Here is a 14,968-nt window from a genome sequence, read left to right on the forward strand (position 1 = left end):
ACTGCATAAACCTTCCCGTAAAATGCGCGCACACTTAAACGACAATAGAGCCCTTTGTCATTGAGGTCGTTAAATGAGACTCAGTAAATACAATAAAAGTTTGGGGATTTTGTCATTAATTGCAGGCACTTTATTAATGAGTGGCTGCGATAGTGCATTGTTAAATCCCAAAGGACAGATTGCACTGGAGCAACGTTCGCTGATACTGACTGCCTTTGGCCTGATGTTGATCGTCGTGATTCCCGCAGTCTTGATGGCCGTGGTGTTTGCCTGGAAATATCGGGCGTCCAACACGAATGCGAAGTACAGCCCGAACTGGTCACACTCTAACAAAGTGGAAGCCGTGGTCTGGACCATTCCGATCCTGATCATTCTCTTCCTCAGCGTGCTGACCTGGAAATCAACCCACGCACTGGAGCCCAGCAAACCGCTGCAATCCGATGTGAAACCGGTTGAAATCGATGTGGTTGCACTGGACTGGAAATGGTTGTTCATTTACCCGGAACAGGGTATTGCGACCGTCAACCAGATTGCCTTCCCGGCAAATACGCCAGTGAACTTCAAAATCACGTCCAACTCCGTCATGAACTCTTTCTTCATCCCGACACTCGGCAGCCAGATTTATGCAATGGCTGGTATGCAGACCAAGCTGCATCTGATTGCGAATGAGCCAGGGACTTTCGACGGTATCTCTGCGAACTTCAGTGGTCGCGGTTTCTCTGGCATGAAGTTCAAAGCCATTGCAACCAAAGACGATGCGGAATTCCAGCAGTGGGTGGCTAAAGTTAAAGCAGCCCCTAACACGCTGAACACTATGGAAGATTTCGAGAAAGTGGCTGTGCCAAGCGAAAATCATCCGGTGGAATATTTCTCTTCAGCTGATCCGAAACTGTTCTTGCAAGTCATTAACAAGTTCAAGATGAGCCACGGGAAAATGGACATGCCTGAGCACGAAGGTATGGACATGAGTCACGCCGCTTCCGCGGGAGCCGAGGAATAATACGATGTTCGGAAAATTAACACTGGATGCAGTGCCGTACCATGAGCCGATTATCATGGTTACGGTCGCCGGTATCATCTTAGGTGGTCTGGCGGTCATTGCTGCCATCACCTATTTTGGTAAATGGCAATATCTGTGGTCAGAATGGCTAACGTCTGTTGACCACAAAAAACTGGGTATCATGTATATCATCATGGCCTTTGTCATGCTGCTGCGTGGCTTTGCTGATGCGATCATGATGCGTACCCAACAGGTACTGGCTTCGGCCGGGGAAGCGGGCATATTACCACCGCACCACTACGACCAGATCTTTACCGCGCATGGCGTGATTATGATCTTCTTCGTGGCGATGCCGTTCGTGGTTGGCCTGATGAACATCGCCGTACCGCTGCAGATTGGCGCACGCGACGTGGCGTTCCCGTTCCTGAACAACCTGAGCTTCTGGTTTACTGCGGTCGGTGTGATCCTGGTTAACCTGTCGCTGGGTGTGGGCGAGTTCGCACAGACCGGCTGGCTGGCATATCCGCCGCTCTCCGGCGCGGAGTACAGTCCCGGCGTCGGGGTCGATTACTGGATCTGGAGTCTCCAGCTTTCCGGTATTGGTACGACCTTAACCGGTATTAACTTCTTCGTGACCATTCTGAAGATGCGCGCACCGGGCATGAGCCTGTTCAAAATGCCGGTATTTACCTGGACCGCGCTCTGCACCAACGTCCTGATCATCGCTGCGTTCCCGGTTCTTACCGTTACGCTGGCACTGTTGACCCTTGATCGTTATCTCGGCTTCCATTTCTTCACCAATGAAATGGGCGGGAACATGATGATGTACGTCAACCTGATCTGGGTCTGGGGTCATCCGGAAGTTTACATTCTGGTTCTGCCGGTGTTTGGTGTGTTCGCAGAAATTACGGCGACCTTCTCCAAAAAACGTCTGTTTGGTTACACCTCGCTGGTGTGGGCGACCATCGCCATTACCGTGCTGTCGTTCATCGTCTGGCTGCACCACTTCTTCACCATGGGTGCGGGAGCCAACGTTAACGCCTTCTTCGGTATCATGACGATGATCATCGCGATTCCGACCGGGGTTAAAATCTTTAACTGGCTGTTCACTATGTATCAGGGCCGCATTCAGATGCACTCTGCCATGCTGTGGACCGTTGGCTTCCTGGTAACCTTCTCCGTAGGGGGTATGACCGGCGTACTGCTGGCCGTTCCGGGCGCTGACTTCATTCTGCACAACAGCCTGTTCCTGATTGCACACTTCCATAACGTGATCATCGGTGGTGTGGTGTTCGGTTGTATGGCGGGCGTGACCTACTGGTTCCCGAAAGCCTTTGGCTTCACCCTGAACGAAACCTGGGGTAAGCGCGCATTCTGGTTCTGGATCATTGGCTTCTTCGTTGCCTTTATGCCGCTGTACGCACTGGGCTTCATGGGTATGACCCGTCGTCTGAGCCAGGATATCGATCCACAGTTCCACTCCTTACTGGTGGTTGCTGCGGTCGGTGCGGGTCTGATTGCAATGGGTATCCTGTGTCAGCTGACCATGTTCTACGTTTCGGTACGTGACCGTGACCAGAACCGCGATGTGACCGGTGACCCGTGGGGCGGCCGTACGCTGGAGTGGGCAACCTCTTCACCACCACCGTTCTACAACTTTGCTGTCATCCCGCATGTCCATGAGCGTGACGCTTTCTGGGAAATGAAAGAGAAAGGCGAAGCGTACAAACAGCCGGAAAAATATGAAGAAATTCATATGCCGAAAAACAGCGGTGCTGCACTGATCATCTGTGCATTCGCCACGGTTATGGGCTTCGCGCTGATCTGGCATATCTGGTGGCTGGCTGGCCTCTCATTCCTCGGCATGATCGTTACCTGGATTGTGAAGAGCTTCGACGAAGACGTGGATTACTACGTACCGGTTGCCGAAGTTGAGAAGATTGAGAAGCAGCACTTTGACGAAATCAGCAAAGCAGGTCTGAAATAATGTCAACTGAAACTCTGATTAAGCATCACCACGACGCCCATGCGGAGCATGGGCATCACGATGCAGGAGCCAATAAAGTCTTTGGCTTCTGGATCTACCTGATGAGTGACTGCATTATCTTCGCAACCCTGTTTGCGACCTATGCAGTTATGGTCAACAACACTGCCGGTGGCCCGGCAGGTAAAGATATCTTTGAACTGCCGTTTGTTCTGGTAGAAACCGCCCTGCTGCTGTTGAGTTCGATCACTTACGGCATGGCTGTTATCTCGATGAACAAGGAGCAAAAAGGTGCCGTTATCGGCTGGCTGGCGCTGACCTTCCTGTTTGGTCTGGGCTTCATCGGCATGGAAATCTATGAATTCCATCACCTGATTGCTGAAGGCTTCGGTCCGGATCGCAGTGGCTTCCTGTCTGGCTTCTTTACGCTGGTCGGTACCCACGGTCTGCACGTGACCTCCGGTCTGATTTGGATGCTGGTACTGATGTTCCAGGTGTCTAAACGCGGCCTGAATGCCACTAACCGTACTCGTATCATGTGTCTGAGCCTGTTCTGGCACTTCCTGGACGTGGTCTGGATTTGCGTCTTCACCGTTGTTTACCTGATGGGAGCCATGTAATGAGTCATTCTGTTAACGAACATGGCGCTTCTCACGGTAGCGTGAAGTCTTACATGATCGGCTTCATCCTCTCTATCATCCTGACGGCAATCCCGTTCTGGATGGTAATGGATGGCAGTGCATCTCACGGTACCATTCTCGGTGTTGTGCTGGTCTGTGCAGTGATTCAGGTGCTGGTGCACCTGGTCTACTTCCTGCATTTAGACAGCAAGTCTGAGGGTGGCTGGAACATGGTGGCCATTGTCTTCTCGGCAATTATCATCCTGATTGTCGTAGTAGGCTCACTGTGGATCATGTGGAACCTCAACTACAACATGATGCCTCACTAAAGAGTCGCGCGTAATGTTTAAGCAATACCTGCAAGTTACAAAACCAGGAATTATTTTCGGGAATTTAATTTCTGTGATCGGCGGATTTCTGCTGGCCTCTAAAGGCAGCATTGATTACGCCCTGTTTCTCACCGCACTGGTTGGCGTGTCACTGGTAGTCGCATCAGGTTGTGTCTTCAACAACGTGATTGACCGCGACATCGACATCAAAATGGAGAGAACCAGGAATCGGGTGCTGGTAAAAGGCCTCATCTCCGCGAAAGTAAGCCTGGTTTATGCCACTGTATTGGGTATTGCTGGCTTTGCGTTGCTCTATTTCGGCGCTAACCCGCTGGCCATGTGGCTGGCGGTGATGGGCTTCGTGGTGTACGTCGGCGTTTACAGCCTCTATATGAAGCGTAATTCAGTCTACGGAACGCTGATCGGTAGTCTGTCTGGTGCCGCGCCACCGGTGATCGGTTATTGTGCGGTCTCCAACGAGTTTGATGCAGGCGCGTTAATCCTGCTGGCGATCTTTAGCCTGTGGCAGATGCCGCATTCGTACGCGATTGCCATCTTCCGTTTTAAAGATTACCAGGCAGCGAACATCCCGGTTCTGCCGGTGGTGAAAGGCATCTCGGTAGCGAAGAATCATATTACGCTCTACATTCTGGCGTTTATGATTGCCACGCTGATGCTGACGCTGGGCGGATACGCCGGCTACAAATATCTGGTGGTGGCTGCTGCCGTCAGCGTCTGGTGGCTAGGCATGGCGTTATCGGGCTACAAGACCGCTAACGATCGGGTCTGGGCACGTAAGCTGTTCGTCTTCTCCATCGTCGCCATCACCGCTCTCAGCGTGATGATGTCGGTAGATTCGATGGCTCCGGCCTCGAAAGACCTGCTGACCTACGTCTGGTAACCGATACCGCAACAGCATGATAAGGGCGCGATTTTCGCGCCCTTTCTTTTTGTTACCACTGCTTAAAAACTATTATTTTACCCGCCCTGCCCCGCCCCCTAGAATAAACGCAGCACATTAACAGAGGTTGGAATGAACGATAATAAAATGACTCCGGTGGAGCTGCGCGCCACATGGGGCCTCGGTACGGTCTTTTCCCTGCGCATGTTGGGAATGTTCATGGTCCTGCCGGTATTGACCACGTATGGCATGGCGTTACAGGGCGCGAGTGAAACCTTAATCGGCCTGGCCATTGGTATTTACGGCCTTGCTCAGGCGATATTTCAGATTCCTTTTGGTCTGCTTTCCGATCGTATTGGTCGTAAGCCGCTGATCGTCGGCGGACTGCTGCTGTTTGTGCTGGGCAGCGTGATCGCGGCCTGCACCGAATCGATCTGGGGAATTATTCTGGGCCGCGCCTTACAGGGGTCCGGTGCCATTGCCGCCGCCGTGATGGCGCTGCTGTCGGATCTGACGCGCGAACAGAACCGCACCAAAGCGATGGCCTTTATCGGCATCAGTTTCGGCATTACCTTTGCGATTGCAATGGTGGTCGGTCCCATCGTCACCCACGCGCTGGGTCTGCATGCGCTGTTCTGGATGATTGCGATCCTGGCGTCGCTCGGCATCGTGATTACCCTGCTGGTGGTGCCGTCCGCCTCACACCACGTGCTGAACCGCGAATCCGGGATGGTGAAAGGCAGCTTCCGTAAAGTGCTGGCCAACTCCCGACTGGTTAAGCTGAATATCGGTATTTTCTGCCTGCACGTCCTGTTGATGTCGAGCTTTGTCGCCCTGCCCGGCCAGTTTGAACAGGCGGGCTTCCCGGCACCTGAGCACTGGAAAGTCTATCTCGCCACGATGCTGATCGCGTTTGCTGGCGTGGTGCCGTTTATCATCTACGCCGAAGTGAAGCGTCGTATGAAGCGGGTATTTGTCGGCTGCGTCGGGATGATCGTGGTGGCAGAAATTGTGCTGTGGGGCGCGGCGGGCCACTTCTGGACGCTGGTCGTCGGCGTGCAGCTGTTCTTCTTCGCCTTCAATCTGATGGAAGCGATTCTGCCGTCGCTGGTGAGTAAAGAGTCCCCTGCCGGTTATAAAGGCACGGCGATGGGCCTCTACTCCACCAGCCAGTTCCTCGGCGTGGCGGTGGGCGGCAGCATGGGTGGCTGGGTTTTTGGTCACTTCGATGCGCAAACGGTATTCCTGGTCGGTGCTATAGTCGCCGCCGCCTGGCTGTTTGTCAGTATGACGATGCAGGAGCCGCCGTATGTCAGCAGCCTGCGGCTGGTGCTGAGCGATGCGGCACTGGCAGCGCCCAACCTGGAACAGCGTCTGAAAGCGCAGCCGGGCGTTAACTCGGTCTTTATCGTGCCGGAAGAGAAAAGCGCCTACATCAAAATTGATAGCAAGGTTACCAGCCGTCCTGAGCTGGAAGCTCTGTTAGGCAGTTGCTAGTTTAAAATGGGTTCTGTCGGTTAAATCTGACCGATTAGCCCGTTTCGCTGTGGGATCGAACTGGCTCAGGGAACATGGTCAGATCGGAAAGTCGCAAAAGCCGCCATCCATGGCACGCTCGGCCCGCGCCGTCCCTGGCGCGGGACACTTTCCTCTTCTGCCCGTGTTCTCTGCGCCCCTTTAGCTTTTACGTTGCTGCTGAATCCCCCCGAATTTGATTTGGTGCTTAATCTTAAACCCGGCACAAGCCTTCTTACAGACGACTCATAAATCCAGGGCGATGGATGCCTGTGCCTGTAGCAAAGCATCGCGGGCCAGGGACAAAAACGCCGGGAGCGTTTTTGAACAACGCAACGCGTTGGCCCGGCTACGGGCGCACCTCAGGGATAAGGTGCGTAATCGCCCGCGCTGAGCCGTCATGGATAGCGCTATTGCGTCTTTGCGAAAGGCACAGGTTCCCTGAGCCAGCCCGCGATCTTACAAACGCCCTCAAGCTCCCAACCCGCTCCAGACGTTTGACTTGTTCAAAGAGATGCAAGCCAGCGTGCGATCCCACCGATGTCTCTGACTCCGCTATTCAGACGGCTAACAAATTCAGATCGATGCAGGGCTGCTCCTGCCAGATAACAAAAAACCCGGCCTTTGCCGGGTTTTTATCACTGCATTCAGGCTGAGGAAACCCAGCCTGCCCCCCCGCTTAGTCGCGGAAGTTTTTAAACTGGAACGGCTGTCCAAGGTTGCTGCCGCGCACAATCGCCATAGCACCCTGCAAGTCATCACGCGCTTTGCCGGTAACGCGTAACGCTTCACCCTGAATCTGGGTCTGCACTTTCAGCTTGCTGTCTTTGATCAGCTTCACCAGCTTTTTCGCCACGTCGCTTTCAATGCCTTTTTTCAGTTTGGCATCGACTGCCCAGCTTTTACCGCTGTGCTCAATCTCTTCCGGCACCTCTAAGGCACCGCCTTCAATTCCGCGCTTCAGCAGTTTCTCACGCAAAATATCGACCAGCTGTTTGACCTGAAAATCGGACTCGCTGGTGATTTTGATGGTTTCATTCTTTTCGTTGAGCTCAAATTCGGCGCTCACGTTGCGGAAATCAAAGCGGGTAGACACTTCACGGTTGGCATTTTCCACCGCATTGCGAATTTCCTGCAGATCGACTTCTGAAACGATATCGAAAGATGGCATCTCTTCTTCTCCTGACGCTAAAGTGACATGCATAATACGCGTCTTACGGTGCTAAATAAAATCAGGCTGCACACAACGCTATACTTGTTCTGTGACAGTGAAGAATAAATAGATAGCCCGCCAGCGGGAGGCAGTATGAAAATTACCGTGTTAGGTTGCGGTGCTCTGGGTCAGGTGTGGCTCACAGCGCTGGCTCGCCAGGGACACGAGGTTCAGGGTTGGTTGCGGGTACCACAGCCCTATTGCTCAGCCAATGTCATCGATCCGCAAGGCAACATTTCAAACCGCACCTTTATAGCTAACGATCCGCTGTTTCTGGCTGAGAGCCAGTTACTGCTGGTGACACTGAAAGCGCCGCAGGTCTCGCCTGCGGTTAAAAACCTGGAAAGCGTGCTGGCGGAAAACTGCCCGGTGCTGCTGCTGCATAACGGTATGGGTACGCTGGAGGAGCTAAAAGGGCTGACCCAGCCGCTGCTGCGCGGTGTTACTACCCATGCGGCAATGCGCGACGGGACGGTAATCAAACACATCGCCAGCGGTATCACTCACATCGGGCCGGGCAACCGTAAAAGCGCCGCTTACAGCGATATCGCCGACATCCTGCATCATGCCCTGCCCGACGTCGCCTGGCACGACAATATCCGCGCCGCCTGCTGGCGTAAGCTGGCGGTCAACTGCGTCATCAATCCGATGACGGTGGAATATGATTGCCAGAACGGTGCCTTACGCGCCTATGCCGATCAGATCGCGCGGCTGTGCGATGAGATCAGTTGGGTGATGGAGCGTGAAGGTCAGAACGTCGCCAGCGAAAGCCTGCAGGATATTATTTTCGATGTAATTGAAAGCACCGCGGCCAATACCTCTTCGATGCTGCAGGACGTTCGCGCCCAGCGCCTGACCGAAATTGATTATATCAGCGGCTTTCTGCTGCGCCGCGCCCGAACTCACGGCCTGGTGCTGACGGAAAACAGCCGGCTGTACGACATTGTTAAACGTAAGGAGTCCTATTATGTCCGCGAACGCATCGGTACTGGTTTGCCTGGCACATGGCAGTGAAGAGACCGAAGCCGTCACCACCATCGATCTGCTGGTGCGGGGTGGATTAAAGGTGGTTACCGCCAGCGTTGAGAGTGATGGCAGCCTTGAAATCCGCTGCTCGCGCGGCGTGCGTTTGCTGGCCGATGCCCCGCTGGTTGAAGTAGCCGACAACGATTATGCCGCGATTGTGTTGCCCGGCGGACTGAAAGGTGCCGAGACGTTTCGTGACAGTCCGCTGCTGGTTGAAACGGTGCGCCAGTATCACCTCAACGACAAAATCGTGGCGGCCATCTGTGCCGCGGCCGGTACGGTACTGGTACCGCACGACCTGTTCCCGGTCGGCAACATGACGGGCTTTCCCGGATTGAAACAGACGATACCTGAAGAGAAATGGATGGAACGACGGGTGGTCTGGGATCCGCGGGTGAAACTGCTGACCAGTCAGGGTCCCGGCACGGCAATGGATTTTGCCCTGAAGCTGATCGATCTGCTGGTGGGAAAAGAGAAAGCGCGCGAGGTGGCCGCACAGCTGGTGCTGGCACCGGGCATTTACGATTATCAGGCCTGATAAGATTGAAGGCGGCCAGTCAGGACCGTGCTGGTCCCGACTGGCCGTGTTACCGGCGTAGATCGACTATGGACGGTAAACTTTGACGTTCTTATAGCCCTGCTCGTGCAGGTAAAGAGCCTGCAGACGACTCATCACGCCGCGATCGCAGTAAAGCAACCAGGTACGGTTCTGGTCGAGATCGCCAAACTGGCTGCTGAGTTTATAAAACGGCAGCGATTTCACTTCGGTGGCGTTGAGCTTTAATGGATTCTCTTCCTGCTCGTCGATCGCCCGGATATCCAGCACGATATCATTATCGCCCAGCGAGGCCACGGTTTCGACTTCCACCACCTCTTCTTCGGTCTGTTCGGCGATGGTCCGGATATCGACGTTGGTCGCTTCTTCCACTACCCGATTGAGGATATCGAAGTCGAAATTCTGCTCTTCTGCCTCAATCTTCGCCTTAACCGCTTTCACCGTCGGGCTTTTTGAGATCACGCCGCAATATTCCGGCATAGTGCTGGCAAAATCTTCGGTGCCGATTTCACGCGCTATCTTGATGATGTGTTCTTTATCATGCGAGATCAGCGGACGCAGAATCAGGGTGTCCGAGGCGTTATCAATCAGGCGCAGGTTAGTCAGCGTCTGGCTGGAAACCTGGCCGACCGCTTCACCGGTCACCAGCGCCTGTACGCCGTAGCGCTCAGCAATCATCGACGCGGCACGCACCATCATGCGTTTCAGCACCACGCCCATCTGGCCGTCATCCACTTTTTCGAGGATTTCACCTACTACAGGCTCGAAGTTAATCGCCACGAAGCGAACGCGGTGCGAACGGCCGAAGCGATTCCACAGATAGTGCGCGACCTGACGGACGCCAATTTCATGCGCTGCGCCACCCAGATTAAAGAAGCAGTAGTGCACACGACTACCGCGACGCAGCAGCATGTAGCTGGAGACGCCGGAGTCGAAGCCGCCGGATATCAGCGACAGCACATCTTCCTGGGTACCGATCGGGAATCCGCCCAGCCCTTCGTAACGCGCTGTCACCAGCGTCAGACGGTTCTCTTCCACTTCAAGGTTCACCGTCACGTCCGGATTTTTAAGCTGTACCCGGGCGCTCTCGATGTGCTGGTTCAGCCCGCCGCCGACATAACGTTCCACGTCCTGCGAACTGAAGCTATGCTTACCACGACGTTTAACGCGGACGCAGAAGCTTTTTCCTTCCAGGCTGTCGCGATACTGGGCTAAGGTCTGTTCAAAGATGTGATGAATATCGGTGTACTCACGATCTTCAACCGCCAGAACGTGATGGATCCCTGGAATGCGCGTCAGCTCATCAGGAATAATTTCCCCGAGCGCCGGATTTTTCGAACGCACTTCAATGTGATCCCAGTAACGCACTACCGCGATCTCATCACTGACCGTCTTCAGGACATTGCGGATATTGCTGGCAAGAATCTTAATAAAGCGCAAACGCACCGACGGACTCTTGATGGTGATTTCAGGAAATAACTTGATGATAAACTTCATGGCGACACAGCTTCGTTGGGCAAATAAGTGCTAAAACAGGCAGCACTTAGCTGGTAAAATCACAAAATTGCGGGCTGCATGGCGCAACCGCATCCGAGGCGCAGGAGTATATCACCTTTGTCAGGTGACTGCTTCTTCAACAGCCGCCGCATTGATTATTTTGCTAATCATTTGGTCTCAGCTACCATGACCGATTGCAGGATAATGTCCCAACCGTGAGTCGACCCGAAATATGCCGAAAAAAGCCGAACAGCCAGCCAGCTTTGAAACGTCATTGCAGCAGCTGGAACAGATAGTCAGCCGTCTGGAAAGTGGTGAACTGCCGTTGGAAGAGGCGTTGAATGAGTTTGAACGGGGCGTGCAGCTGGCGCGTACCGGTCAGCAAACGTTGCAACAGGCTGAACAGCGTGTGCGCATTTTGCTGAGCGATGATAAAGATGCCGACCTCACCTCTTTTACCCCGGAAAACGACTAATGGATTTTGCCCAGATGCTCAACGGGTATCACCAGCAGGTGAATGCCGCGTTGACGCGCTTTATAGAGCCACTCCCTTTTCAGAGTTCTCCTCTGGTTAATGCCATGCATTATGGGGCATTATTAGGCGGTAAACGTCTGCGCCCTTTTCTGGTTTATGCCACCGGCGAAATGCTCCATGCCGACCCGGCGAGTCTGGATGCGCCCGCTGCGGCGGTTGAATGCATCCACGCGTACTCCCTGATTCATGACGATCTCCCTGCAATGGACGACGACGCACTGCGTCGCGGGCAGCCGACCTGCCACATTAAATATGGCGAAGATACCGCGATACTGGCTGGCGATGCATTACAGACGCTGGCCTTCTCGATTCTGACGGATGAGCCGATGCCCGGCGTCAACGCGGAGTATCGGCTGATGATGCTGTCAGAACTGGCGCGGGCCAGCGGCGTGGCAGGCATGTGTGGCGGCCAGGCGCTGGATCTGGCGGCAGAAGGTCAGTCGGTCGATCTGGTGCAGCTGGAGCAGATTCATCGCCATAAAACCGGCGCACTGATTCGGGCTGCGGTGCGGCTGGGTGCGCTGGCGGCGGGCGAAGCAGGTCGTGCAGCATTACCGGCACTTGACCGCTATGCTGATGCTATCGGGCTCGCCTTTCAGGTGCAGGACGATATTCTGGATGTGGTGGGCGATACCGCGGTTATCGGAAAACGTCAGGGTGCCGACCAGCATCTCGGTAAAAGCACCTATCCTTCACTGTTAGGATTAGAACAGGCCCGTGCCAAAGCGCGGGATTTGTATCAGGAAGCCCTTGATGCATTAGAAATTCTCGCAGCGCAATCTTATAACACCACAGCATTGCAGGCGCTGGCGAGCTTCATAATTGAACGCGACAAATAACTTCCATAATGAGTCTCTGATGAGTTTTGATATTGCGAAATACCCGACACTGGCGCTGGCAAATACGGTTCAGGAGCTGCGCGCCCTGCCGAAAGAGAAGCTGCCGGCGCTCTGTGATGAACTGCGTCAGTACCTGTTAGACAGTGTGAGTCGCTCAAGTGGCCACTTTGCATCGGGTTTGGGCGTGGTCGAACTGACGGTTGCGCTTCATTATGTCTATAACACCCCGTTCGATCATCTGGTGTGGGATGTCGGCCATCAGGCTTATCCGCATAAAATTCTGACCGGTCGTCGCGATCGCATCGGCACCATTCGCCAGAAAAATGGCGTGCATCCGTTTCCGTGGCGCGGCGAAAGCGAATATGACGTACTGAGCGTTGGCCACTCATCGACCTCGATCAGCGCCGGTCTCGGCATGGCGGCGGCGGCAGAGCGTGAAGGCCTCGGTCGTCGCACCGCCTGTATTATCGGCGATGGCGCGATCACCGCCGGTATGGCGTTTGAAGCGATGAACCACGCGGGCGATATCAAACCTGACATGCTGGTGATCCTGAATGATAACGAGATGTCGATTTCAGAGAACGTCGGCGCGTTAAACAACCGGCTGGCGCAGATCCTGTCGGGCAAAACCTATGCGCGCCTGCGCGAAGGCGGTAAGCGGGTGCTGACTGGCCTGCCGCCGATTAAAGAGCTGGTGCGCCGCACCGAAGAGCATCTGAAAGGCATGGTGGTGCCGGGTACGCTGTTTGAGGAGCTGGGCTTCAACTATATTGGTCCGGTCGACGGCCATGACGTGCTGACGCTGGTCAATACCCTGAGCAACATGCGTAGCCTGAAAGGGCCGCAGTTCCTGCACATCATGACCAAAAAAGGCAAAGGCTACGCCCCGGCGGAAGAAGATCCGATCGCCTGGCATGCGGTGCCAAAATTCGATCCCGCCAGCGGTGAACTGCCTAAAAGCGCAGAAGGCCTGCCGAGCTACTCAAAAATCTTCGGCAACTGGCTGTGCGAGATGGCAGCCGACGATCCGAAACTGATGGCGATTACCCCAGCGATGCGGGAAGGCTCCGGCATGGTCGGCTTCTCTCGCGAATATCCCAACCAGTATTTTGATGTGGCGATCGCCGAGCAGCATGCGGTGACCTTCGCGGCCGGGATGGCAATTGGCGGCTACAAGCCGATCGTCGCCATCTACTCCACCTTCCTGCAGCGCGCCTACGATCAGCTGATCCATGACGTGGCTATCCAGAAACTGCCGGTCCTGTTTGCTATCGATCGCGGCGGCATTGTTGGCGCGGATGGCCAGACCCATCAGGGCGCGTTTGATCTGGCGTATCTGCGCTGCGTGCCGGATATGGTGATCATGACGCCAAGTGATGAGAACGAATGCCGGCAGATGCTCTACACCGGCTACCACTATCAGGATGGCCCGAGTGCGGTACGTTATCCGCGCGGCACCGGCATCGGCACGCCGCTGGCACCGCTGCAAAGTCTGCCGCTGGGTAAAGGCGTGGTGAAGCGCCAGGGCGAAAAACTGGCGATCCTTAACTTCGGTACTCTGTTACCCGAGGCCGCTGCGGCGGCGGAAGCGCTCAATGCCACGCTGGTGGATATGCGCTTCGTTAAGCCGCTGGATGAGGCGCTGATTGCTGAGCTTTCGACCCGTCACGAGGCGTTAATCACGCTGGAAGAAGGCGCGATCAAAGGCGGCGCGGGTAGCGGCGTCAACGAACTGGTGATGGCAAAACGTCTGCGCATTCCGGTACTGAACATCGGTCTGCCCGACGAGTTTATCCCGCAGGGTACGCAGGACGAAATCCGTCATGACTATTTGCTGGACGCCGAAGGCATTCAGCAACAGATCGCCGCCTGGCTGGCACAGTAACCTCCCTTCCCTGCGCTTCCCTTTGGGGAGCGCAGCCCCTGCTATGCTTATTCACTGCTAAAAATCATGCGCTATGCCGCGGGAGTCATTATGAAAACCATTCAACTGGGTAATACCGATCTGCAGGTTTCACGTCTCTGTCTCGGCTGTATGACCTATGGTGAGCCGATGCGCGGGAATCACGCCTGGACGCTGCCGGAAGCCAGCAGTCGCCCGCTGATTCAGCAGGCGCTGAATGCCGGCATCAACTTTTTTGACACCGCCAACAGCTACTCCGATGGCAGCAGTGAAGAGATCCTCGGCCGGGCGCTGAAAGATTTTGCCCGCCGCGATGAGGTCGTGGTCGCCACCAAAGTCTACTTCCCGCTGACTAATCTGTCGCAGGGCCTGTCACGCCAGAATATCCTGCAATCGATTGATGACAGCCTGCAACGCCTTGGCATGGAATATGTCGACCTGCTGCAGATCCACCGCTGGGATTACGACACGCCGCTGGAAGAGACGCTGGAAGCGCTGCACGATGTGGTGCAGGCCGGTAAAGCGCGCTATATCGGCGCCTCATCAATGCATGCCAGCCAGTTTGCCCAGGCACTAAGCCTGCAGAAGCAGCAGGGCTGGCATCGCTTCGTCAGCATGCAGGATCAGTACAACCTGATTCAGCGTGAAGAGGAGCGCGAAATGCACCCGCTCTGCCTGCAGGAACAGATCGCGGTGCTGCCGTGGAGCCCGCTGGCACGCGGCAAGCTGACCCGTCCGTGGGGCGAAACCACGGCGCGATCGACCTCGGATAAGGTGATGGCCTCGCTGTATGCCAATACCGAAGAGAACGATGCGGCGATTGCGCAGCGTCTGGTGCAGGTGGCTGAGGATAAAGGCGTCACCCGGGCGCAGGTCGCACTGGCGTGGCTGCTGAGTAAACCCGCCGTGACGGCCCCGATTATCGGTGCCTCGCGGGCTGAGCAGTTCGATGATTTGGTTAAGGCGGTGGATGTGACGCTGAGTGAGGCTGAGATTGCTACGCTGGAAGAGGTCTATCAACCGCATCAGGCGGTCGGATTCGAATAAACG

Annotated in this window: 14 protein-coding genes; 12 read left to right on the top strand and 2 right to left on the bottom strand. The window is 55.0% G+C overall.

Annotated elements, in window-relative coordinates; translation table 11 throughout:
- The first annotated feature begins 73 nt into the window (after positions 1-73).
- The 6 genes from cyoA to ABIB18_RS16730 all read left to right on the top strand — a co-directional run bounded on the left by cyoA (position 74) and on the right by ABIB18_RS16730 (position 6,331).
- The gene (cyoA, locus tag ABIB18_RS16705) at positions 74-1,000 is read left to right on the top strand and encodes a cytochrome o ubiquinol oxidase subunit II (protein WP_031374679.1); all 927 of its coding nucleotides are present in this window, start codon (positions 74-76) and stop codon (positions 998-1,000) included.
- A gap of 4 nt (positions 1,001-1,004) precedes the next feature.
- Positions 1,005-2,987 carry a cytochrome o ubiquinol oxidase subunit I gene (cyoB, locus tag ABIB18_RS16710; protein ID WP_089562051.1) on the top strand — a complete coding sequence of 661 codons (1,983 nt, stop codon included), beginning with the start codon at positions 1,005-1,007 and terminating at the stop codon, positions 2,985-2,987.
- A complete protein-coding gene (locus ABIB18_RS16715) occupies positions 2,987-3,604 on the top strand; it encodes a cytochrome o ubiquinol oxidase subunit III (protein WP_013356987.1) in 618 nt (205 codons plus the stop codon). Before cyoB ends, ABIB18_RS16715 begins: the two co-directional genes overlap by 1 nt.
- Positions 3,604-3,933: a cytochrome o ubiquinol oxidase subunit IV gene (locus ABIB18_RS16720; protein ID WP_008924889.1), complete on the top strand. Its 330-nt coding sequence runs from the start codon at positions 3,604-3,606 to the stop codon at positions 3,931-3,933. The genes ABIB18_RS16715 and ABIB18_RS16720 overlap by 1 nt, the downstream gene beginning before the upstream one ends.
- A gap of 13 nt (positions 3,934-3,946) precedes the next feature.
- Positions 3,947-4,834: a heme o synthase gene (gene cyoE, locus ABIB18_RS16725; RefSeq protein ID WP_046288485.1), complete on the top strand. Its 888-nt coding sequence runs from the start codon at positions 3,947-3,949 to the stop codon at positions 4,832-4,834.
- 132 nt (positions 4,835-4,966) lie between these two features.
- Positions 4,967-6,331: an MFS transporter gene (locus ABIB18_RS16730; RefSeq protein ID WP_031374681.1), complete on the top strand. Its 1,365-nt coding sequence runs from the start codon at positions 4,967-4,969 to the stop codon at positions 6,329-6,331.
- A 697-nt stretch (positions 6,332-7,028) separates the two neighbouring features.
- On the opposite strand, the gene ABIB18_RS16735 is transcribed toward ABIB18_RS16730, so the two are convergent.
- Positions 7,029-7,520, bottom strand: a complete 492-nt coding sequence (locus ABIB18_RS16735) for a YajQ family cyclic di-GMP-binding protein (protein ID WP_003852530.1) — start codon at positions 7,518-7,520, stop codon at positions 7,029-7,031.
- A 135-nt stretch (positions 7,521-7,655) separates the two neighbouring features.
- Here ABIB18_RS16735 and panE point away from each other — a divergent pair, with 135 nt between their 5' ends.
- Both panE and yajL read left to right on the top strand, forming a co-directional pair.
- On the top strand, positions 7,656-8,576 hold the full coding sequence (gene panE, locus ABIB18_RS16740; protein WP_031374682.1) for a 2-dehydropantoate 2-reductase: 921 nt from the start codon (positions 7,656-7,658) through the stop codon (positions 8,574-8,576).
- A complete protein-coding gene (gene yajL / locus ABIB18_RS16745; protein ID WP_031374683.1) occupies positions 8,530-9,126 on the top strand; it encodes a protein deglycase YajL in 597 nt (198 codons plus the stop codon). The genes panE and yajL overlap by 47 nt, the downstream gene beginning before the upstream one ends.
- 66 nt (positions 9,127-9,192) lie before the next feature.
- Here yajL and thiI read toward each other — a convergent pair whose 3' ends face one another.
- Positions 9,193-10,641 (bottom strand): tRNA uracil 4-sulfurtransferase ThiI, encoded by a 1,449-nt coding sequence (gene thiI / locus ABIB18_RS16750; protein ID WP_031374684.1) that lies wholly within the window; start codon positions 10,639-10,641, stop codon positions 9,193-9,195.
- Positions 10,642-10,873: 232 nt separating this feature from the next.
- Between thiI and xseB the strand changes: the two genes are divergently transcribed.
- From xseB to ABIB18_RS16770, 4 genes are all read left to right on the top strand, one after another.
- The gene (gene xseB, locus ABIB18_RS16755) at positions 10,874-11,116 is read left to right on the top strand and encodes an exodeoxyribonuclease VII small subunit (RefSeq protein ID WP_031374685.1); all 243 of its coding nucleotides are present in this window, start codon (positions 10,874-10,876) and stop codon (positions 11,114-11,116) included.
- On the top strand, positions 11,116-12,015 hold the full coding sequence (gene ispA / locus ABIB18_RS16760; RefSeq protein ID WP_069727938.1) for a (2E,6E)-farnesyl diphosphate synthase: 900 nt from the start codon (positions 11,116-11,118) through the stop codon (positions 12,013-12,015). The genes xseB and ispA overlap by 1 nt, the downstream gene beginning before the upstream one ends.
- A 19-nt stretch (positions 12,016-12,034) precedes the next feature.
- Positions 12,035-13,900 carry a 1-deoxy-D-xylulose-5-phosphate synthase gene (gene dxs, locus ABIB18_RS16765; protein ID WP_046288486.1) on the top strand — a complete coding sequence of 622 codons (1,866 nt, stop codon included), beginning with the start codon at positions 12,035-12,037 and terminating at the stop codon, positions 13,898-13,900.
- Between the two features lie 90 nt (positions 13,901-13,990).
- Positions 13,991-14,965, top strand: coding sequence for an aldo/keto reductase (locus ABIB18_RS16770; RefSeq protein WP_354474886.1), 975 nt, complete (start codon positions 13,991-13,993; stop codon positions 14,963-14,965).
- The last annotated feature ends 3 nt before the right edge of the window (positions 14,966-14,968 follow it).

It is taken from the genome of Pantoea sp. UYEF8, from assembly GCF_040546285.1.
Taxonomy (GTDB): domain Bacteria; phylum Pseudomonadota; class Gammaproteobacteria; order Enterobacterales; family Enterobacteriaceae; genus Pantoea; species Pantoea brenneri.